Source organism: Malonomonas rubra, assembly GCF_003247215.1.
In the GTDB taxonomy this organism is placed as follows: domain Bacteria; phylum Desulfobacterota; class Desulfuromonadia; order Desulfuromonadales; family Geopsychrobacteraceae; genus Malonomonas; species Malonomonas rubra_A.
Genome location: NZ_QKAP01000061.1, coordinates 1 through 20,900, shown reverse-complemented (window position 1 = coordinate 20,900; position 20,900 = coordinate 1). Strand labels below are relative to the sequence as shown.

Here is a 20,900-nt window from a genome sequence, read left to right as displayed (position 1 = left end):
GATAAAGCTCAGTATGCCCTTTCTGACGGCCGAAGCCTTTGACTTCGCTAACGGTAATCCCCTGAATTCCGATTTCATTCAACGCCTCTTTCACTTCGTCCAGTTTAAAAGGCTTGATAATTGCCTCAACCTTACGCATATCAGCTATCCTCCGTAAAATATTGAGTTTGGCCGGTCAGCGATAACATATATTCCGGCACCGAGCGACCTAGGACAATTGCAAAGAGCTTGCCACTCAAAGCAACAACCAAAAGCTATCTTTTTCTCTTATCATTTCAATGTCTTATCGAAATCAAAAAGGCAACAAAATGCTTCTCCAAACCACAGAAAACACCCTCTGCCCAATCTTTGATCATAAGCATATTTTCATGCCTGCTTTTTAAGCATCATTGTCGGTCAAAAAATGGACTTTTGCCTGTGACGGACAGGGGAATTCCGTAGGCAATCTGCACATCTGGGCCGAGCATTCCCAACTCAAGAGCTGCTTTCCCGGCTGAAAACATAACACGATTATCAATCCGCAGATCGGCAGCAACACTGACAGCGGAGCCAACAGCAATTCCCAGGTCACCAGAATTAAAACTACAACAGCCGCCGGCCTGGAGCATGGCATCACAATTCCCAAAACCACAAAAACCACAGTTTGGAATTCCAAGCGGTTCTTTACGGGTACCAAGCAAAACCATCAACTCACAGCTATCGACATTCGCAGAATCACGCAGAAAAAAAGGAATCTCATGCTTTTCGCCGATCAATTTCATCCTCTGACTGATTTGGTCTTTCTCTTCGCCACTGACAATCGCCGTGACCAAAAGGTCTTTGCCTTTCCCCTTCGGCGCTGTTCTGGCAGCCATACACATCTGCCGCGCCGCTATCAAAACCGCTTCCGTCTCTGCCTGAGCACTAATCAATAACATCTTTTCAGCAACCTTTTCCAAGCCACATGGCAATAAGGTTTAAAACTATATTACCGACTCCCGCGAACTGCAAGTGAAACCAGCAAAACTTTTTTGAATCACAGCTGCTTTTCAAGTACCGTAAGACTTTCAACGTGGTGAGTCTGAGGAAACATATCGAAAGCTTGAGAGGAAACCAGCCGGTAGCCACCATGCAGCAATACTTGTAGATCACGGGCTAAGGTTTGCGGGTCACAAGAAACATACGCTACACGCCTTATCGGCCGCTTGAGTAACTGCTTGACAACGGCAAAAGCACCGGCGCGCGGAGGGTCAAGGACCAGCAGATCGAATTTGGTTGAAGAGTTCAGCAGTACCTGTTCTGCGGAACATACCTGAAAATCAACGTTGGCGATATCGTTTGCACGCGCATTGCGGCGCGCCATCTCAATCGAAGGAGCAAAATCCTCCACGCCGGTTACCTGTGCTGCCCGACGAGCTAGTGGCAGGGAGAAGTTGCCCATTCCACAGTAAAGATCCAGAACCTGTTCATCTCCTTTACATTCAGCTGCAGCCATAACCGCCTCGACCAGCTTCCGGTTTTGCAAAAGATTGATCTGCGCAAAACCTCCAGCGGCATAAGTCAAAAGGAGATCCGGCTGATCGACGCTGATCTTCAGCTCTCCGCTACCCCGCACGGTTGATAAGGATTCTTTACGACCACACTGAATTACTAGATCGAAATCAAACCGTTCTGCAACCGGCAGCAGCATTTCACTTATAGCGGCTTTTTCGGTGCCAAGATAATGAACAACCGCTCTGCTCCGATCGTCGTATCCGGTCGCCAGATCGATCTGGGGGATCTTATCGACGAAGCGGCTCGAAGCAATCGGCTCACGCAGCCGTCTCAACAGTTGATTTAAGTGCGGCGGCATCAAAGGGCAGCTATCTACAGCAACGACGAAGCGACTCCTGGGCCGAAAAAAACCGGTCACAAACCCATCTGGTGCAAGATGACACTTCACCTGCACCCGGCTGCGGTAGCCAAATTCATCGGGTGATGGGGCAATCTGTCGAATCAGTTGGGGGTCGATCCGGAGCTTTCGAATCAGGGTATCGCTAAACAGTTGCTGTTTCCATTTCAGCTGTTCTGTGTAGGGAAGTTGTTGCCACTGGCAGCCGCCACACTCTTCCGCAACCGGGCAGGGAGGGATACGCCGCTGAGGCGAAAGTTGCAAAAGATCCACGACCTCCGCCTCAGCGTAGTTTTTCTTCGCATTGGTTACCCGACAGAGAACCAGATCTCCCGGAAACGCATTGGCAACGAAAATTACTCGGCCGTTATCACGAGCGATCCCTTTGCCGCCGTTTGCCAGATTTTCAATCCACAGCGGTCCGATCAGACCGTTTGTCGATTCACGAGCTGACAAAAACGCCCCGCTTACTTCGGTTGCATTTCGTCTGCGTCAAACTTCAACGTCGCAAAATAGTCCTCTACCGTTTCTTCCCGACGAATCAGCTCCACACTGCCATCTGCTTTCAGTAGCAGCTCTTTGGGCCGCAACCGACCGTTATACTGAAAACCCATGGCATGACCATGTGCGCCGCTGTCATGAATCACCACCAGATCCCCCTCTTGGATCGGCGGCAACTCGCGTTGGACCGCGAACTTATCATTATTTTCACAAAGCGAGCCGACCACGTCGTACACTTCGCTCTTCTCCTCCCCTACCTTACCAACCACGTCGATATGATGATAGGCATCGTAAAGCGCCGGACGCATCAGCGACGACATACAGGCATCGACACCGATATATTTACGATAGGTATCCTTGTGGTTGATAGCGGTTGTCACCAGGCAGCCGTGCGGACCGGTCATGTAGCGACCGCTCTCCATGTACATGCGCGGCGCGTAGCCATGCTTTTCTTTAAAAGCATCAAACTGTTCAGTAATTTCTTTCGCCATAGCTTCAATGTCGAGGGGAGCCTGATCCGGCTGATAGGGGATACCGAACCCACCGCCGATGTTGACAAACTCAAAGCGGATTCCCAGTTCGGCCTCAACCAACTCGGCGATCTCCAGCACCATGCGCGCGGTTTCAACCATGTAGGTGTAATCGAGCTCGTTCGAAGCGACCATGGTGTGCAGACCGAAACGCTTGGCGCCACGTTGCTGGGCCTTGCGATAAGCCTCCACCACCTGATCGTGGCTGACGCCATACTTGGCTTCAACCGGGTTACCGATAATGACGTTGCCGGTACGCCGCGGCCCCGGGTTATAACGAAAGCAGATCAACTCAGGAACCTCCGGCACCTTGTCGACCAGCGAGATGTCATCCAGATTCAGCACGCAACCACCTTCTGCGGCAGCGGCAGCAAACTCAACCTGGTTGGTATTGTTGGAGGTAAACATGATGTCTTCACCCTTGGCGCCTAGTTGACGACTCATGATCAGTTCCGGAATCGAGCTGCAATCAGCACCGAAGCCCATGTCGAACATCAACTCCAGAATCTTCGGATTCGGCAGCGCTTTAACCGCGTAATACTCACGAAATCCTTCGATACCGGCAAATACCTGCTTTAATTTTTCGCCTGTTTCCCGGATTCCGACTTCATCATAAACGTGAAAAGGGGTGCCATAATGCTCGGCAATTTGATTGATGACCGGAAGCAGACGATCCTTGAATGACTGTGACATCGGCATAGCAACGACTCCTGAAAATAATGTTTAGCGATTCAGATCTATTTTTCGGGTTTCTTTTATTGTATTGAGAACGATGCTGGTCCTGGTCGATTCGACCCCGCTCAACATCATTAATTCGTCACGCAGTATGACGCCGAGCTCTGCATTGTCGGCAACCCGCAATTTGAGCAGATAGCCATCTGCCCCAGCAACCTGGTGCACTTCCTGTACCCCGGGGACTTCAGCCAATTGCGCGGCAAGCTTACCGTTCGCCTGTGGCAGAGCCGACACCTGAACAAAAGCAGTCAACCCCTGCCCGAACTCCATGGGATTCAGGCGCACCTCGTATCCCTCAATGATACTGCGTTCTTCAAGCTTGCGAATCCGCTCCAGAACGGCAGAAGGCGCCATCCCCACCTGCCTGGCAACCTCGGCATTTGGAACGCGTGCTTTCTCTTGAAGAATCTCTAGAATTTTATGGTCGACATCGTCGATTATTCTCTCATACTTCATAGAAACAGAATATAATTCTGCAGAAACCGTATTGTCAACAATCTAGTCAACTTTCCTTCCTGAAGAATCAATTTGCAGCTTGATTGACAAAAAACTAAAAGGGAGTGCGATGCAGAGACAGGCAACAGCAGTTCGCTTAAACTGCGGCGATAACCTGTGAAACCAGATAGGCATTATAAGACAGGTAAACAACCAGCAGTCCTGCGCCCTCCAACCGATTGATCCTTCCCGGTCTTCGCACGCCGATACCAAAAATGTACAGCGCCAGGGTTAAACCGCCCATCACCGTGCAGTCGCGCCACAACACCACCGAATCAACCACCATCGGTTGGATCGTCCCGGCAATACCAACAACCGCGAGCGTGTTAAAAAGGTTGGAGCCGAGAACGTTGCCCAGGGCAAGGTCGTGCTCACCCTTGCGGGTTGCAGCCAACGCTGAAGCAAGTTCGGGTAAAGAGGTTCCAACAGCAACGACCGTCAACCCGATAATCAGGTCGCTAACCCCGAAGGCACGGGCAATTTCAACCGCTCCCCACACCAGAATCCTGGAACTAACAACCAACAGCAGCATGCCGATAAATGTCCAGAACAGAGCCTGTTTTAGCGGCATCGGCTTAATATCTGCGCTCAGGCTGTCACTGCGATGGCGCATCCCCTGCCAGATCGACCAGCCCATCAGAATTGCAAATACCAGTAGGAGAGTCCAGGCGTCAGCACGACTGATAAATCCATCCACCAGTTGCAACACGGCCAGAGCAGTTATAAGCAGGAGAATCGGCAATTCCTTGCGTAAAATACTTGACTTCACATTAATCGGACAGATCAAGGCGGTCAGCCCGAGGATTAAAGCGATGTTCGCGATATTCGACCCATAGGCATTACCGAGAGCCAAACCGGGATTCCCCTGCGCCGCAGAAAACGCCGAGACAACCATCTCCGGAGCAGAAGTACCGAAGCCAATGATCACCATGCCGATCAAAAGTGTTGGCATCCCAGCATGCAACGCTGTCGCGGCAGCACCATCAACGAAACGATCTGCGCTCCAAACCAACAAAGCCAAGCCGCAAATCACGGCAGCAACAGCAAATGCCAAAGTCATATACAACCTGAATCAAAGATTAAAAAGAAAGTGAAATAGACACACTAGCGAAGCTACTTGTCAAGAAAAAGAGTGCAGTCGTTAAGTACAACTTTGCCAAATTTTTCCATTCAGCACATTACAGGCAGTCAAACAGGAGCCGTACCCAGCACCGGTATCAATATTTATTTCTAACCCGTCTACATAAGGTTCTCGAACCGGGGTGTGGCCATGAACAACCACCTTATCCCAGTTTTTTGCCTTCTTCCACAGAGGTCTACGTTCCCATAAAAATGCCTGGTTATCATTCTTTTCCCCAGTCAAATCTTTCGGATCAACCCCAGCATGAACGAAAAAAAACTGTTTCAGTTGATAAAAAAAAGGCAGTTGTTGGATAAATTCAAGATGCTCAGAAGGTATTTGTTGCAACATGTCACAAATATTTACATCTGCTTCAGTATTGACATATGACTTGAGTGTTTCAAGCCCACCACAAGCAACGAACGAATAAACAGCGCTCGGCAACCCCCCGGTCTGCAGGTTCATAAAATCGAGGAAAAAATTGTTCCCAACCTCCGATTTATGTTTCACTGCAGCCACTGCATCAAGCAGCATCTGTTCATGGTTCCCCCGCAAAAACACAGATTGTGGATACCGGCGCCGAAAAGAGATCAGCCAGTCGAGGACCGCTGACGACGCCGAACCACGATCGATATAGTCACCGAGAAAAACCAGTTGATCAGTTTCATCCGGCTGCACTTTAGCCATCAACTCGACAAGCATCTGATATTGGCCATGGATATCACCAACTGCAATCAACCGTGACATAATCGATACAAACTGCCTACATGATACTCGACTGGCGATCTTTGAACCCGACCAGCAACAACTTGAGCAACAGAAGTACAATCAGTGTCGAGTGCAGCAGCAGGTCAAAGATATCAATGAAACGAACTAATTCACCTGCTAACAGAAAGCGAATTTTTTCCAACAGATGCGGCTCAGGGACAAAGGGTGCAAAGCCAGACAACAGCGCAGCTGGTACTAGAAAAGAATAAGGTATTTTCTTGAGAAATCTTCTCATTCTAGCCAACCCATGGCTCAGTACGATTTACGGAACTTGGTTTTGTGACAATGAGGACAAGGCGGGATTTTCACTGTCGTCTTGAAATGCATCTCTTTGCCACACTCTTTGCAGGTCAGGGTTCCAGGGCTGGTCACTTCACCGGTCTTAAAATCCAGAATCTGCTCAGACTTGCCTGCTATTTCGGTCAGTACATCTGCTGCACTTCGCAGTAGTTTCGACAACCCGCTTTGCACCCCGGCAGCAACCCGATGTGGTTCGACAGCCTCGATGACTGAATCCCTAGCCTGCCGAGCCTTCTTACCGACCTCACCGATGTCGCGACGCAAAAACTCACCAACCTTTTCAGCTTGTTCGCGGGTATATTCTCCTCCAGAGGTTAATTCTTCGCCCGCCTTTTTCAGCGCTTCATCCAAGGACCTACGACCTCCCTGAAATGCCTCGGCTGCCCGATCCGCCAATTTCTGGTAAAGGCTGACATCTTCATGTTCTTCTGATTTTTGCGTGTTTTCACTCATGACTCTCTCCTGACTGGAAGTCGACAACAAACGAATCTTGCTTGATATAACTTTATCAATTCAGGAACAGGTCTCAATTGTTTCGGCCAGCTCGAAACAAAAAAAAGAGGCCAGGAAAACCTGACCTCTTCGTTTTTGGAGCGGGAAACGAGATTCGAACTCGCGACGTCAACCTTGGCAAGGTTGCACTCTACCACTGAGTTATTCCCGCAAACTATATGCGAACTGCTGAGCAGAAATCTTCTGGAGCGGGAAACGAGATTCGAACTCGCGACGTCAACCTTGGCAAGGTTGCACTCTACCACTGAGTTATTCCCGCTCATTTTCAGCTCGTCGTGACGAGCGGATGCAGTTATAGCAAAACGATTCGTAAAGTGTCAATAAAAAATAAAGTTTTTCCCCAAGCAGCTAACAGTCTAATAAATTTGGATTTTTCAACGAGCAAAGACTTTAAAGAACTTCGCCAGATAATCCCCGCCGGACCAAATGGTCAACAATAAAGATATATAGAAGAAAAAGATCCCGGCATTATGAAACGACGGATAGAGGAAATCCAACTCCACACCGAAGAACCAGTAAAAACGGTAATGCAGCAACAGGCCGATAATAGCAACCATCTGAAAAATCGTCTTATACTTCCCCAAGTTGCTGGCGGCGATGACGATTCCTTCAGACGAGGCGATCGAGCGCAAACCGGTCACCAGCATTTCCCGCGCGAGAATAACGAAAACCGCCCATGCCGGCACCCTGTCGAGGGGAATCAGCATAATCAGTGCAGCCATAACGATCAGCTTATCCGCTAGCGGATCGAGGAATTTCCCCAGCACGGTGACAACCTGCCACTTGCGAGCGAGGTAACCATCCAACCAATCGGTAATTGCCGCCAAAGAGAAGACAATTGCGGCCCCAAAGCTTGTCTCCCTCGACTCGAACATCAACAGGACCACCACGACCGGCACGGCAGCAATACGGGCCAAAGTCAGGATGTTCGGCAAATTCATCAATTTCACATCATCAGTCATTTCAGTAGGTGCCTTTCACACGGCGATAGTAATCAAAATATTGCTTCACCCTTTTTACATAATTTTGCGTCTCTTTGTAAGGGGGAATACCGCCGTATTTTCGCACCGACATTGGTCCGGCATTATACGCCGCCAGCGCATGATCGAGGTTCAAGTTGAAAGAATCAAGCATTTTACGCAAATAAAGAGAGCCACCGTAGATCGACTGAGAGGGATCAAAAGGGTTACTCACCCCAACTTCCAACGCCGTCTCCGGCATCAACTGCATCAAACCCTGAGCCCCCTTGCTTGACACAACGCGGGGATTGAAGTCGCTTTCAACCTTGATGACTGCCTTGATCAAGGCAGCGTCAAGGCTGAACTTGTCAGCAAAATGCCTTATTAACGTATCGATGCGGTAGGTTTCGTCATCATTACGATATAAGCGATAACGACTGCCGGTAGGCACATTGGTAAAATGCAATTGGCCTTCTTCATCTACGTAGCGATAGATTGCCGCCTCACCCACAAGAGGAGTGAGTAGGCAGATTAGACAGACGAAAGCTAACCATATGCGAGGCGCATTTATGAGCATTTTGTAATCCTAAACGAAGAGGGGATTAATTTCAATACCGATACCCCCTGATTTTCTTGACATCACCAGATACGCCAACGATAATGCCGCTCATGAAATTTTCGTTTGTAATTTAATCTGACAAATTGCCAGTCAGGATTGTTAAATCATGAAAATCACATCCGATTTCCTCATCATCGGGTCAGGAATTGCCGGCCTGTCCTATGCACTTAAAGTAGCAGACCACGGTTCAGTTTCCCTGATTACCAAAAGGGATATCGACATTACAGCAACCCAGCTGGCCCAGGGCGGCATTGCGGCTGTCTCGTCAACAGAAGACAGTTTTGCCGCTCACGCCAAGGACACCATGGTTGCCGGAGCCAACCTCCCCCATCCCGACGTTGTCGATCTGGTCGTCGAAGCGGGACCAAAGGCGGTTGCCGACCTGATCGACTGGGGCGTAAACTTCAGCCGTAACCAGAATGACGAATACGACCTGACCCGTGAAGGAGGGCATAGTCACCGTCGCATCCTGCACGCTAAGGACGCCACCGGACGGGAAATTGAACGCGCTCTGGTCGAGGCGGCACTTAAACATCCCAATATTACCATCTACCAACATCACATCGCGATCGATCTGATCACCGAAGCTAAAATTCTCAAAAAACCGCTAGATCAGAACTGTTGCCTTGGTGCTTACATCCTCGACATCAAGAATGACGAGGTAATCACCTTTGGCGCACGCTTCACGGTTCTGGCAACCGGCGGCGCCGGAAAGGTCTATCTCTATACCTGCAACCCAGATGTTGCTACCGGCGACGGGGTAGCGATCGGCTGGCGCGCCGGTGCGGCGGTCGCCAATATGGAATTCATGCAATTTCACCCGACCACCCTTTTCCATCCGAACGCTAAATCCTTTTTGATTTCTGAAGCGGTTCGCGGTGAAGGTGCGATTTTAAAACGCAGCGACGGCTACGCGTTCATGCCCGACTATCACAAGTTGAAAGACCTCGCCCCTCGCGACATCGTCGCCCGGGCAATCGACAGCGAGATGAAAAAGCACGGCGATGATTGTGCATTTCTTGACATCACTCATAAGGGTGCCGATTACATCAAGGATCGCTTCCCGACCATTTACCAGACCTGCCTCGATTACGGGATCGACATGACCAAGGAACCGATTCCCGTTGTTCCAGCGGCGCACTACCTGTGCGGTGGACTGCAGACGAACAAGCAGGGGGAGACCTGCATCCGCAACCTGTTTGCAATTGGTGAAGTGGCCTGCACCGGCCTGCACGGCGCAAACCGCCTGGCCAGCAACAGCTTGCTCGAGGGGGTCGTCTTTGCCAAGCAGGCGGCAGAATGCTCATTGCAGCGGCTCGGAGAAAACCACCTCCCCTTCCCCACCATAGAAACGTGGGATTGCGGTAGCGCCACCTGCAGCGACGAAGAGGTTGTGGTCGCGCACAACTGGGATGAGATCCGCCGCAGTATGTGGAACTACGTTGGCATCGTTCGCTCCAACAAGCGACTGCATCGCGCCCTGAGCCGGATCAACATGATCCAGAAGGAAATCGACGAATACTACTGGAACTTTTACATCACCTCAGACCTGATTGAGTTGCGCAATATCACTACCGTTGCCAAACTGATTGTGCAAAGCGCGCTGATGCGCCACGAGAGCCGTGGTTTGCACTACACAATCGACTACCCTGCGACCGACGATATCAATGCCCGTCATGACACCGTTATCCCTGGCTGCCAATACGATTAATATCTGCACGCTAGATAAAGGATTTATGCTGTGGACATCGATGACATCAGAGTAAAAATCAATCAACTGGACGATGAACTGCTACGCATCTTCAACGAACGCGCTTTACTGGCTCTGGAAATCGGCCACATCAAAAAGAAATTGAACCTGCCGATTTACGATCCGAAACGGGAAAAACTGATCTTTGAACGGATGAAGCAAATTAACCCCGGCCCACTCGAAAACGAAGCGATCGTTCGACTGTTTGAACGGGTCATAGATGAAAGCCGCAGCCTCGAACGCGTGCGCGCTAAAGGGGATTAACGCCATGCTGGTCATCATGAAAAAAGCGGCAACCGAAGCAGACCTGGAACTGACCAAACAATTTCTGGTAGAGCGGGATTGCGATTTTCACCAATCGACCGGCGCCGATCGGATTATCCTCGGCGTGGTCGGGGATACCAGCCGTATTGACCGGGATGCTCTCGGCAAGTTGCCGGGTGTTTTAGATGTTTATTGCATCCCCAAAGAAGAATAACAAAACGGGGCGTTGAATAACTCAACGCCCCGTTCTTTATATATGCAGAGATGAACCGGTCCCAGAGGACCGGAATGATCGCTCCATTAGCCAACGACCTCAGAGCGGGTAAACACCGCACGGAGTTTCTGTCCGGCCCCTTCAATCGCCTCGCGAGCCCCCTCTTCACGATCAACCAGAGTCACGATGCCGAGCACTTCAAGTCCTTCTTCCTGAGCACGCTCAACCGCCTTCATCGAGGATCCGCCGGTGGTGGTAACATCCTCGACAATAACCACCCGGGATCCAGGCGGCAGATTCTTGCGCCCTTCCAACCACTGACCGGTGCCATGCCCTTTCGGCTCTTTGCGAATGATAAACGCATGAACATTAGCATCATCCAGCTGAGCAGCGATCGAGGTTGCAGTTGCGATCGGATCGGCCCCCAGGGTCAGGCCACCGACACCATGAATCGGACCTTCAAATTGCTTGACCTCTTCCCAGAATGCTTTTCCAACCAGCAGTCCGCCCTTTGCATGCAAGGTGGTCTGCTTACCGTCGAAATAAAAATCACTCTTGCGCCCCGAGGCCAACGTCACCTCGCGCTGTTCGTAAGACATTTCGACCAGAATCGCCTTCAACTCATCTTTGACACCCATTACCAGCTCCTAGAATTTACTTAAACAAATATCTGAAAATTATCTAAAAAATCAAAACAAACCAAGCTGATCATCAGACTTCAGGCGGGGAAATTTAACTGGGTAATTCCCGCTGAAACAGGCATCACAGAAAGAGATTCCCTCACTTCCTTGTTTGCGTATCGTCTCATGCATTCCTTCGATAGAAATATAACCGAGCGTATCAGATGTGACATAGCGGTTGATTTCTTCGATCGTGTGCGATGCAGAGATCAATTCCTTGCGCGAAGGGGTGTCTATGCCGTAGAAACAGGGGAAACTTGTCGGAGGGCTGGAAATCCGGACATGAATCTCCTTGGCCCCTGCATTGCGGATCATCTTGACGATCTTGCGCGAGGTGGTACCCCGGACGATCGAATCATCGACAACCACGACTCGCTTGCCTTCAATAATTTCGCGAACCGGGTTCAGCTTCAACTTGACGCCGAAATGACGGATCGACTGTTGCGGCTCGATAAAGGTACGTCCAACGTAATGGTTGCGGATCAGCCCCAGTTCCAGCGGCAAACCGGCCTCTTCCGCATAGCCCATGGCCGCCGGCACCCCTGAATCGGGTACCGCAATTACGATATCGGCTTCGACCGGGTATTCACGCGCCAGTTGACGACCGAACTCCTTACGAACCGTATAGACCATAGAGCCGAAGATCCTGCTATCCGGGCGGGCGAAATAGATATGTTCAAAAATACAGGGGGTGTTCTTGACTTCCTTGAACGGAGCGAAAGAATTCATGCCGTGTTTGTCGATGACGATCATCTCCCCCGGTTCAAGTTCGCGGATAAACTCGGCTTCAATCAGGTCAAAAGCACAAGATTCGGACGCCACCACATAGGCACCGTCCAGTTTGCCTAAGCTCAGCGGGCGGAAGCCGTTCGGATCTCTGACCGCCACCATCCGGGTCTCGGTCAGAAAAACCAAACTGTAGGCTCCTTTGACACTGTGCAGTGCCTCGCAGATCCGGTCGACCAACGAATCGGACTGGGCACGGGCAATCAGATGGATGATGGTTTCAGTATCGGCTGTAGTGGAAAAGATCGACCCACTTGCCTCCAACTTATTGCGCAGTTCCTGGGCGTTGACCAAGTTGCCATTGTGCGCGATAGCAATACTGCCACGTGAATAGTCGACCATAATCGGCTGACAGTTTTTCATGTCGTTGCCACCAGCGGTCGAGTAGCGTACATGTCCAATGGCGGAGCGGCCGGGCAGACGGTCGAAAACATCATCTTTTTTAAAAACGTCAGAAACCAGCCCCATCCCAAGATGGGCGTTCAGATGATATCCATCGGAAGCGACGATACCGCAGCTTTCCTGACCACGGTGCTGCAGGGCATAAAGGCCCAGGTAGCTTAAGTTGGCGGCTTCCGGATGGCCAAAGATCCCGAACACACCGCATTCTTCGTGTAATTTATCAAACATCAGTCCTAATGACTCCTTACTTCAGCAATTCTTCACGGATGAAGCTAATAGCGTTCTGATACATCCAAAGTCCCATCCCCTCTTCCGGAAGTTCTTCACGCGTCCAGCGTGGGTGGTGAGTGCGATGGATATAGGCTTCCGGATGTGGCATCAAGCCGAACAAACGGCCAGTTGGATCGCAGATACCGGCAATAGCGCACTCGCTCCCATTTGGATTATCAGGGTATTCCATGGTTGGATGCAAGTTTACATCGGCATATTTCACAACAGCCAGGTTTTGCTGTTCCAACTGCCCCAAGGTCTGCTTATTGTCGGCCACGAACTTTCCTTCCCCGTGACGTACCGGCAAATAGACGGCATCAAGGCCACGGGTAAATATGCAGGGAGAGTCGCTATCGACCTTGAGCCAAGTCCAGCGATCTTCAAATCGGCCACCATCGTTAAAGGTCAGAGAGCAACTCTGCTTGCTGCCTCCGGCCAACGCCGGCAACAGCCCCATTTTCACCATCAATTGAAAACCGTTGCAGACCCCCATCACTAACTTGCCGTCGGCAACAAACTGGCGGATCTGATCGGCGATCGTCTCCTGGCTACCAGCAATTTTCGCGTTCAACAGCCGATTGGCTCCAGCCTTGGCACTGCCGAGATCGTCACCATCTAGGAAACCGCCAGCCAGATTCAAAAAATGATAGTCCTCAAGTTTGGCCCGCCCAGCGAGCAGCTCGGCGACATGAACGATATCGGCGACATCAGCACCGGCCAGCTGGCAGGCGAAAGCGACCTCGCGTTCACAGTTGGTGCCATTTCCAGCAATGACAATCGCTTTGACTTGTTTGGGCATCATTACATCTCCCGCAACGGCGCTTGCCACGCCTCTTTCAATAGATCGATCGGAGAGCTGATCAAAACCTTGTTATTTTCACCTGTTACCAACAGCTCCGGCTGGGTGCAGACTGTACCGATCCGTTGACAGCTCTGTCCCTTGAACAGTGCCTCGAACGTTGTCTGGTTTTCCCGATGAACCGTCACCAACAGGCGACTCTGGGATTCGGAAAACAGAATCTGGTCCTCCCGCATGCCAACATCGGCGGCCACCTTCGCCAACGAAACTTTAATCCCATAACCGCCAGCAAAGGCCTTCTCCGCCAACGCCACAGCCAGACCGCCATCAGACAGGTCGTGACAGGAGGCAACCAGCTGCTGTTCCTGTGCTTTGTTCAGAGTGCGATAGCGGTGTAGCGCCGACTCGGCATCGACCTTCGGCACATTACTGCCAAGCTCACCCAGTTCTGCATAATACTCCGAACCGCCCAACTCGTTATGCGTATCGCCGAGCAGGTAAACCAGATCGTCAGGACGCTTGACATCCATCGATACCGACTTGCGTGCATCGGCAATCTTGCCGATCACCGAAAAGAGCACGGTCGGCGGGATCGAAATCTTGGTATCGCCGATCTGATAGTCATTCTTCATCGAGTCTTTGCCGGAGATCAGCGGCACACCGAAAGCGACGCAGTAGTCGTAGAGGGCTTTATTGGCGCGCACCAGCTGAGCAGCCTTATACTCGCCGTCCGGAGTTTTCTCGCTCTGGACCGGGTCGCACCAGCAGAAGTTGTCGAGACCAGCGACATGATCGATATCGCCGCCGACAGCAACATAATTCCGCAAGCCTTCGTCGATGGCGCAGGCCATCATGTGATAGGTGTCGATGTCGCTATAACTGGGGCAAATGCCGTGGGAAACCACCACTCCGGTGAAAGAATCGAGGATCGGCCGGAACACCGCCGCATCGGACGGGCCATCGTTGGCGACCCCAACCAGCGGCTTGATTACTGTACCGGCCTGGACTTCGTGGTCATAGCGACGGACCACCGATTCTTTGGAGCAGATATTGAGCCGACTGAGCAATTTCTGCAGCTCATCGTTTAAATTTTTCGGCGTTTCCACCTCCGGCTCACTGAGCGATTTCGGTTGCCACTTGGCCGGAATTACCATCTGTGGCACCCCTTCGTGGAGAAATTCCATCGATAGGTAGGAAACGGTCTTCCCTTCAAACAGGCAATGAAAATAACCGGAGTCGGTAAAATTCCCCAGATCGGTCGCTTCGACGTCCATTTCTTTAGCAAGGGTGACAAACGCTTCCAACTTGTCCGCTGGAACCGCCAGGGTCATCCGCTCCTGCGCCTCTGAAATCAGGATCTCCCATGGCACCGGAATATTTCAATGGGGCGCGGTCAAGGTGCATTTCGAAACCACCGGTATCCTCAGCCATCTCGCCAACCGAAGAGGAAAGCCCGCCGGCACCGTTATCGGTAAAGGAATTATACAGGCCGCGATCACGTGCGATCGCCAGGAAATCAAACATCTTCCTTTGGGTGATTGGGTCGCCAATCTGCACGGCGGTCACCGGGGAACCTTCGTGCAGTTCTTCAGAGGAAAAAGTCGCGCCGTGGATTCCGTCCTTGCCGATCCTGCCACCGGTCATCACGATGTGGTCACCGACCTGCACCTTCTTTTCGTGACACGGTTTGCCATTGAGGATACGCGGCATAATCGAAGCGGTACCGCAGTAGACCAGCGGCTTGCCAGCAAAACGCTCATCAAAAACGATCGAACCGTTGATGGTCGGGATGCCGCTCTTGTTGCCTCCATGTTCGACCCCCTCGACAACTCCCTCAAAGATTCGCCGAGGGTGCAACAGACGGGGTGGCAGCTCTTTTTCCAGAAACGGCGAGGCGAAGCAGAAAACGTCGGTATTGAAAATCAACCGTGCGCCCATACCAGTGCCAACCCCATCGCGATTGACGCCAACGATACCGGTCAGCGCGCCGCCGTACGGATCGAGTGCCGAAGGTGAGTTATGTGTTTCAACCTTGAAGACAACGCTCCAATCATCGGTAAATTCGATGACCCCGGCGTTATCCTTGAACACTGACAGGCAGAAATCATTCTCCCCCATCGCTTTGCGGATATCGCGGGTCGCGCCAACAATGTAGGTTTTAAACAGCGAATCGATGGTTTCCTTGTTGCCGTTCTCGTCTTCGTACTCGATTTTCGCCGAGAAAATCTTGTGCTTGCAGTGCTCACTCCAAGTCTGGGCCAACGCTTCTATCTCGACATCGGTCAACTCGGCACCGAGCCCAACTTTTTCACGAATGGCGACGACTTCCGGATTAGCGATATGCTGCTGGATCTTTTGCATCTCTTCGAGATTCAATGCCAGCATCCCCTGTCGGCTGATTTCAAGCAGCTGTTCGTCACTGACCTTAAGATCGATGCATTGCACGGTAGGCGTGCTGTCGCTGACCACCTTCGGCACTGTGACCGGCACGCCGGTATTCGGATCAAGCTCTGCTGCGGAAAGAACTGTCCAACGCTGGATCAGGCCATTGGCGAGAAAATCTTTGGCAATCTTTTCTGCAACGTCCTTGTCCTTGAGGCCGGTCAGCAGATACTGGGTCGACGTGTATACCCCCTCATCCGCCTTAAAGGGGCGACCAGTGATGTACTGAATCGCTTCTTTCGCTGTCCGGCCAGTATTATCGGTGACGCCGGGACGGAAACCAACCTCGATCAAGATATCGAAATCGGTCGCCAACGGGCTATTAATGGCAACGTCCTGAATAATCGGATCGGAAAAAGGTCCAGCTGCCGCTTGCTCAACTTCAGCATCAGTCAGTTCGGCATCAACTGTGTAGACATCAAGAGTTTGTACCTTTTCCAGTTGATACCCGAGATGCTCTTTAATCTCGCGACGCACACGTTCACCACGCGCATCCTTAACGCCGCTTTTCAGTCCGACAACAATTCTCCAGGCCATTCAATACTCCACGTTATTCCGGTCCTAAGAAACAAGCAAAGCAGGAAATAGCTTTCCTGCTCCGAAATTTTCTCCATTTTGTACTTGTGACTATAGCAGAGCTCCGACAAAACAGGAACTCGCTTGATGTTGTCGCCCGATGATTATTTCCGGCGCATGTCCGTGCTGCGACATAAATTGACGGAAGGTTTCCGCCACCAGATCAGGGCAATTGTTCTCTTCACTTAAATGTGCTAAAAACAATGCCTCCAGACCGGGCCAGCTGACTTCCTGCAGCAGCCGCCTGGATTCATTATTCGACAAATGGCCGTGACGACCACGTATTCGCTGTTTTAATGGCCACGGGTACGGGCCATCGAGCAGCATCTGCTCATCGTGGTTCGCCTCCAACACCAGTACCCGACATCCCTGCAACTGATCACTGACCAATCTGGTCGACATGCCGAGGTCTGTTGCATAACCAATCCGCCCCTCGACTGATTCGATGACGAAGCCAACCGGATTGATCGCATCATGGGTGGTGGAGAAACTGCGAATCGCCAGATCCCGACAATCGAACTTATCACCAGCGGTAAACAGCTGAAGATCAGCAATCGTGCCCAGCTTTGGTAAAGCAGTATAGGTCTGCTGATCGATATAGACCGGAAGGTTGTAGCGTCTTGCCAACGGTCCTACCCCGCCGACATGATCATGGTGTTCGTGAGTAACCAGGATTGCATGCAGATCATCTCCTGCCAGCCCTAATTCCTGCAAACGTCGCTCAATCTCGCGACCCGACAGACCAGCATCGATCAGGATTCGACATCCATCAGCTTCAACCAGGGCACTATTCCCTCGACTACCGCTGGCCAGCAAACAGACTCGCACGCTATTTCCCTTCCTCCCCCAAAATCGTTGCCCTTATACCGAAAATCACAGTCGGCTGCAAGCAGAAAAACCATTGTGATTTTTAAGGATTTTTTTCATTGAAAGTGATTTGCAAAGCTAAAAATTTAATGTACTCTTAGGCACTGTAAATCTTCGTGAGATACCGCATAGTTGCCAAGTTTTCACAGACCAAAATTGGATTTCGTATCAACTAACCGTATTTATTTATTTTCAAGGAGGATTTCATGGCTGTAAAGGTTGCTATCAATGGTTTCGGTCGCATCGGAAGAAATGTGCTGCGCATCGCCTGCAGGTCCAACGAAATTGAAGTCGTGGCGATCAACGATTTGACCGATGCAACAACATTGGCGCACCTGTTCAAATACGATTCGGTACACGGCACTTTCGCTGGCGATGTCAGCGTCGAAGGCGATGCTCTGGTCATCAACGGCAAAGCGATCAAAATCCTCTCGCAAAGAGATCCGGCACAGCTGCCCTGGAAAGAGTTGGGTGTGGAAATCGCCATTGAATCGACCGGCCTGTTCACCGCTCGTGACAAAGCAGCACTGCACCTCGAAGCTGGCGCCAAAAAAGTCGTCATCAGCGCCCCTGGCAACAATGCCGATCTGACTGTCTGTATGGGGATCAACGAAACCGATTATGATGCGGCTAAACACCACATCATCTCCAATGCATCCTGTACCACCAACTGTCTGGCTCCGGTCGCCAAGGTTCTGATGCAGAAGTTCGGTATCGTTCGCGGACTAATGACCACCATTCACGCCTACACCAACGACCAGAACATTCTCGATCTGCCGCACAAAGACCTGCGCCGTGCCCGCGCCGCTGCCATGTCGATGATTCCGACCACCACCGGTGCTGCCAAAGCAGTTTCGCTGGTTCTTCCGGAACTGAAAGGCAAACTGGACGGCATGGCGATCCGCGTTCCGACCCCAAACGTCTCAGTTGTCGATCTGGTTGTGGAAACCGATAAGGCCACCAGCATCGAAGAAGTAAACGCGTCCATGAAGGAAGCCGCCAACGGTGAGATGAAAGGTATCCTTGACTACTGCGATCAGCCTTTGGTGTCGGTAGATTTCAACGGTTCACCGGCATCCTCAACCTTTGACTCTCTGACCACTAACGTCATCGGAGGCAACATGGTGAAAGTGATGACCTGGTACGACAATGAATGGGGCTACTCAAACCGGGTCTTCGACCTGGTCCGTTACATCATCAAATAAATGCAATTGACCCGGCGCCGATCCTGAAATGGGATCGGCGCCCTTTTTTATTTCTGGAGGATAGCTCATGTTCAACAAACTCTCAATCGATGACATTGATGTTACCGGAAAACGCGTATTCTGCCGCGTAGACTTCAATGTCCCTCTTAACGAGGAAGGGAAAATAACCGATGATACCCGGGTGGTCGCTGCGTTACCGACCATCAAGGCCCTGCTTGAAAGAGGCGCCAAGCTGATTCTTGCGTCGCACTTGGGACGCCCCAAAGGGGAAGCCAAACCTGAATTTAGCCTTTGTCCGGTTGCCAGTCACTTGAGCGACCTGCTCGGCCAACAAGTGATTATGGCACCCGACTGTATTGGCGAAAACATCGAGATGCGAGCCAATCAGCTTGCCAACGGCAGTATCATGCTGCTGGAGAATGTCCGCTTTCACAAAGGTGAAACTGATAACGACCCAGTGTTCGCCGGCCAACTGGCGAAACTGGCAGAAATTTATGTCAACGATGCCTTCGGCACCGCGCACCGCGCCCATGCCTCGACCGAAGGAGTTGCCAAACTGCTCTCCCCTGCGGTCTCAGGCTACCTGATGGAAAAAGAGCTGAAATACCTTGGGGGAGCACTGGCCAATCCACAGCGCCCCTTCGTGGCGATCCTCGGTGGAGCAAAAGTCAGCGACAAGATCACGGTAATCGAGAACCTGCTCGGCAAAGTCAACGCCATTTTAATCGGTGGCGGCATGGCCTACACCTTCCTCAAAGCCCAAGGCTACGAGGTCGGCAAATCACTGGTTGAGGAGGATCGCCTGGAACTGGCCAAGGAGCTGCTGCAAAAAGCAAATAATAGTGGGGTCGAATTCCTCTTGCCTGTCGATCATCTGGTTACCGGAGAGTTTGCAGCCGGCAGCCCAGCAGAAGTTGCCACCAATGAAAACTTCCCGGCTGACAAAATGGGACTCGATATCGGCCCTGAATCGATCAAGCTGTACGCACAAAAGGTTGCCGCGGCTAAAACTGTAGTCTGGAATGGTCCGATGGGCGTTTTTGAGTTTGATGCCTACGCCAAGGGGACCTTCGCTATTGCAGAAACCCTGGCCGCTTCGGATTGCCTGTCGATTATCGGTGGCGGCGACTCGGTTGCCGCGGTCAACAAATCGAACCTACAGGACAAAATGACACACATTTCGACCGGTGGCGGCGCATCCTTGGAATTTTTAGAAGGCAAAGCCCTGCCCGGCGTTGTTGCACTGACTGACAAATAGGAGGGTAACATGCGTAAACCAATGATTGCCGGCAACTGGAAGCTGAACAAAACCATTGCCGAAGCCAAAGAATTAAGCGGTGATCTTGCAAAGTGTCTGGCAAATTTCACTGAGGTAGACATCGTTATCGCCCCGGTTTTTACTGCTCTTAGCGCAGTCGCCGAAACAATAAAAGACACACCGATCAAACTGGCGGCGCAAAACTGTTACCCGGAAGAAACCGGTGCCTTTACGGGTGAAGTCTCACCTTTGATGCTCAAGGATGTCGGTTGCGAATATGTCATCATCGGCCATTCGGAGCGACGGCAGCTACTCGAAGAGAGCGATGCCTTCATCAACCAGAAGATCATCAAAACTTTAGAAGCTGGACTGAAACCGATTTTCTGTATCGGGGAAACTTTGCAGGAGAGAGAAAACGGCGAGATGCTCGATGTCTTAACCACCCAGATCAAGGGCGGGCTGGCCAATCTTTCGGCCACGCACATGGCAGAACTGGTTATTGCCTACGAACCAGTCTGGGCGATCGGCACCGGCCAGACAGCTACCGACGAGCAGGCCCAGGAAGCCCACTCCTTTATCCGTGGCCTGTTACAGGGAATGTTTACCAAGGAGGTTGCTTTAGCCACCCGCATTCTCTACGGCGGCAGCGTCAAGCCGGGCAACGTAGACGGCCTGATGGCCCAAGACGACATCGATGGCGCGCTGGTCGGTGGCGCCAGCCTCAAAGCGGATGACTTTATCCGCCTAGTTCGTTTCGAAAAAGCTTAATACAAAACGGGGCGCTCAGTTTCGAGCGCCCCGTTTTTTTCGATCGATATTTAATCCGTATCAGGCAGGCTCACCGCCAATCAGTTCTAGAAGTTCTGTCGTCCTCTCCTGCATCAACACCATATTCCCTTTAGACTCGACATTCAGGCGCAGTACCGGTTCGGTATTCGACTCGCGCAGGTTGAACCGCCACGCCCCCATTTCCAAAC

Annotated in this window: 21 protein-coding genes, 2 tRNA genes and 2 pseudogenes; 6 read left to right on the top strand and 19 right to left on the bottom strand. The window is 51.4% G+C overall.

What is annotated here, in order from left to right:
- The 13 genes from Q7J88_RS05855 to Q7J88_RS05795 all read right to left on the bottom strand — a co-directional run.
- On the bottom strand, positions 1-139 hold a 139-nt coding region (locus tag Q7J88_RS05855; protein ID WP_303721220.1), incomplete at its 3' end, for a P-II family nitrogen regulator.
- Positions 140-386: 247 nt separating this feature from the next.
- Positions 387-917 (bottom strand): ferredoxin domain-containing protein, encoded by a 531-nt coding sequence (locus tag Q7J88_RS05850; protein WP_303721218.1) that lies wholly within the window; start codon positions 915-917, stop codon positions 387-389.
- A gap of 98 nt (positions 918-1,015) precedes the next feature.
- Positions 1,016-2,326 carry a 23S rRNA (uracil(1939)-C(5))-methyltransferase RlmD gene (gene rlmD, locus Q7J88_RS05845; RefSeq protein WP_303721217.1) on the bottom strand — a complete coding sequence of 437 codons (1,311 nt, stop codon included), beginning with the start codon at positions 2,324-2,326 and terminating at the stop codon, positions 1,016-1,018.
- Positions 2,327-2,337: 11 nt separating this feature from the next.
- Positions 2,338-3,600 (bottom strand): diaminopimelate decarboxylase, encoded by a 1,263-nt coding sequence (gene lysA, locus Q7J88_RS05840; RefSeq protein WP_303721216.1) that lies wholly within the window; start codon positions 3,598-3,600, stop codon positions 2,338-2,340.
- Between the two features lie 24 nt (positions 3,601-3,624).
- Positions 3,625-4,092 (bottom strand): Lrp/AsnC family transcriptional regulator, encoded by a 468-nt coding sequence (locus Q7J88_RS05835; protein ID WP_303721215.1) that lies wholly within the window; start codon positions 4,090-4,092, stop codon positions 3,625-3,627.
- A gap of 136 nt (positions 4,093-4,228) precedes the next feature.
- Positions 4,229-5,191, bottom strand: a complete 963-nt coding sequence (locus Q7J88_RS05830; RefSeq protein ID WP_303721214.1) for a calcium/sodium antiporter — start codon at positions 5,189-5,191, stop codon at positions 4,229-4,231.
- A gap of 81 nt (positions 5,192-5,272) precedes the next feature.
- Positions 5,273-5,998: a metallophosphoesterase family protein gene (locus tag Q7J88_RS05825; RefSeq protein ID WP_303721213.1), complete on the bottom strand. Its 726-nt coding sequence runs from the start codon at positions 5,996-5,998 to the stop codon at positions 5,273-5,275.
- A gap of 16 nt (positions 5,999-6,014) precedes the next feature.
- Positions 6,015-6,254 (bottom strand): hypothetical protein, encoded by a 240-nt coding sequence (locus Q7J88_RS05820; RefSeq protein WP_303721212.1) that lies wholly within the window; start codon positions 6,252-6,254, stop codon positions 6,015-6,017.
- Between the two features lie 17 nt (positions 6,255-6,271).
- Positions 6,272-6,772 (bottom strand): hypothetical protein, encoded by a 501-nt coding sequence (locus tag Q7J88_RS05815; protein WP_303721211.1) that lies wholly within the window; start codon positions 6,770-6,772, stop codon positions 6,272-6,274.
- A gap of 136 nt (positions 6,773-6,908) precedes the next feature.
- Positions 6,909-6,983 (bottom strand) — tRNA-Gly (locus Q7J88_RS05810).
- 33 nt (positions 6,984-7,016) lie between these two features.
- A tRNA-Gly gene (locus Q7J88_RS05805) sits at positions 7,017-7,091 on the bottom strand.
- 115 nt (positions 7,092-7,206) lie between these two features.
- Positions 7,207-7,794: a CDP-diacylglycerol--glycerol-3-phosphate 3-phosphatidyltransferase gene (gene pgsA, locus Q7J88_RS05800; RefSeq protein WP_303721210.1), complete on the bottom strand. Its 588-nt coding sequence runs from the start codon at positions 7,792-7,794 to the stop codon at positions 7,207-7,209.
- A gap of 1 nt (position 7,795) precedes the next feature.
- Complete coding sequence (locus Q7J88_RS05795) at positions 7,796-8,368, bottom strand: lytic transglycosylase domain-containing protein (protein ID WP_303721209.1); 573 nt, start codon at positions 8,366-8,368, stop codon at positions 7,796-7,798.
- Positions 8,369-8,516: 148 nt separating this feature from the next.
- On the opposite strand from Q7J88_RS05795, the gene nadB reads away from it, so the two are divergent.
- From nadB to Q7J88_RS05780, 3 genes are read left to right on the top strand one after another with little or no spacing between them, the layout of a single operon-like run.
- Positions 8,517-10,121 carry an L-aspartate oxidase gene (gene nadB / locus Q7J88_RS05790; protein ID WP_303721208.1) on the top strand — a complete coding sequence of 535 codons (1,605 nt, stop codon included), beginning with the start codon at positions 8,517-8,519 and terminating at the stop codon, positions 10,119-10,121.
- Between the two features lie 30 nt (positions 10,122-10,151).
- A complete protein-coding gene (locus Q7J88_RS05785; RefSeq protein WP_303721207.1) occupies positions 10,152-10,424 on the top strand; it encodes a chorismate mutase in 273 nt (90 codons plus the stop codon).
- 4 nt (positions 10,425-10,428) lie between these two features.
- A complete protein-coding gene (locus tag Q7J88_RS05780) occupies positions 10,429-10,638 on the top strand; it encodes a hypothetical protein (protein ID WP_303721206.1) in 210 nt (69 codons plus the stop codon).
- Between the two features lie 86 nt (positions 10,639-10,724).
- Here Q7J88_RS05780 and pyrE read toward each other — a convergent pair whose 3' ends face one another.
- The 5 genes and pseudogenes from pyrE to Q7J88_RS05750 form a co-directional block, all read right to left on the bottom strand.
- Positions 10,725-11,276, bottom strand: a complete 552-nt coding sequence (gene pyrE, locus Q7J88_RS05775) for an orotate phosphoribosyltransferase (RefSeq protein WP_303721205.1) — start codon at positions 11,274-11,276, stop codon at positions 10,725-10,727.
- Positions 11,277-11,327: 51 nt separating this feature from the next.
- Complete coding sequence (purF, locus tag Q7J88_RS05770) at positions 11,328-12,734, bottom strand: amidophosphoribosyltransferase (RefSeq protein WP_303721204.1); 1,407 nt, start codon at positions 12,732-12,734, stop codon at positions 11,328-11,330.
- Between the two features lie 16 nt (positions 12,735-12,750).
- Entirely contained in the window at positions 12,751-13,575 is an 825-nt protein-coding gene (locus tag Q7J88_RS05765) for a phosphoribosylformylglycinamidine synthase subunit PurQ (protein WP_369681980.1), read from the bottom strand.
- A gap of 2 nt (positions 13,576-13,577) precedes the next feature.
- Positions 13,578-16,554: pseudogene (locus tag Q7J88_RS15370) on the bottom strand (phosphoribosylformylglycinamidine synthase subunit PurS).
- A 90-nt stretch (positions 16,555-16,644) separates the two neighbouring features.
- The gene (locus tag Q7J88_RS05750) at positions 16,645-17,421 is read right to left on the bottom strand and encodes an MBL fold metallo-hydrolase (protein WP_303721200.1); all 777 of its coding nucleotides are present in this window, start codon (positions 17,419-17,421) and stop codon (positions 16,645-16,647) included.
- Positions 17,422-17,666: 245 nt separating this feature from the next.
- On the opposite strand from Q7J88_RS05750, the gene gap reads away from it, so the two are divergent.
- From gap to tpiA, 3 genes are all read left to right on the top strand, one after another.
- Positions 17,667-18,665, top strand: a complete 999-nt coding sequence (gene gap / locus Q7J88_RS05745) for a type I glyceraldehyde-3-phosphate dehydrogenase (protein WP_303721199.1) — start codon at positions 17,667-17,669, stop codon at positions 18,663-18,665.
- Between the two features lie 67 nt (positions 18,666-18,732).
- A complete protein-coding gene (gene pgk, locus Q7J88_RS05740; RefSeq protein ID WP_303721198.1) occupies positions 18,733-19,923 on the top strand; it encodes a phosphoglycerate kinase in 1,191 nt (396 codons plus the stop codon).
- A gap of 9 nt (positions 19,924-19,932) precedes the next feature.
- Positions 19,933-20,691 (top strand): triose-phosphate isomerase, encoded by a 759-nt coding sequence (gene tpiA, locus Q7J88_RS05735; protein WP_303721197.1) that lies wholly within the window; start codon positions 19,933-19,935, stop codon positions 20,689-20,691.
- A 60-nt stretch (positions 20,692-20,751) separates the two neighbouring features.
- Here tpiA and Q7J88_RS05730 read toward each other — a convergent pair.
- A pseudogene (locus Q7J88_RS05730) lies at positions 20,752-20,900 on the bottom strand (phosphomannomutase CpsG); the annotation flags it as partial.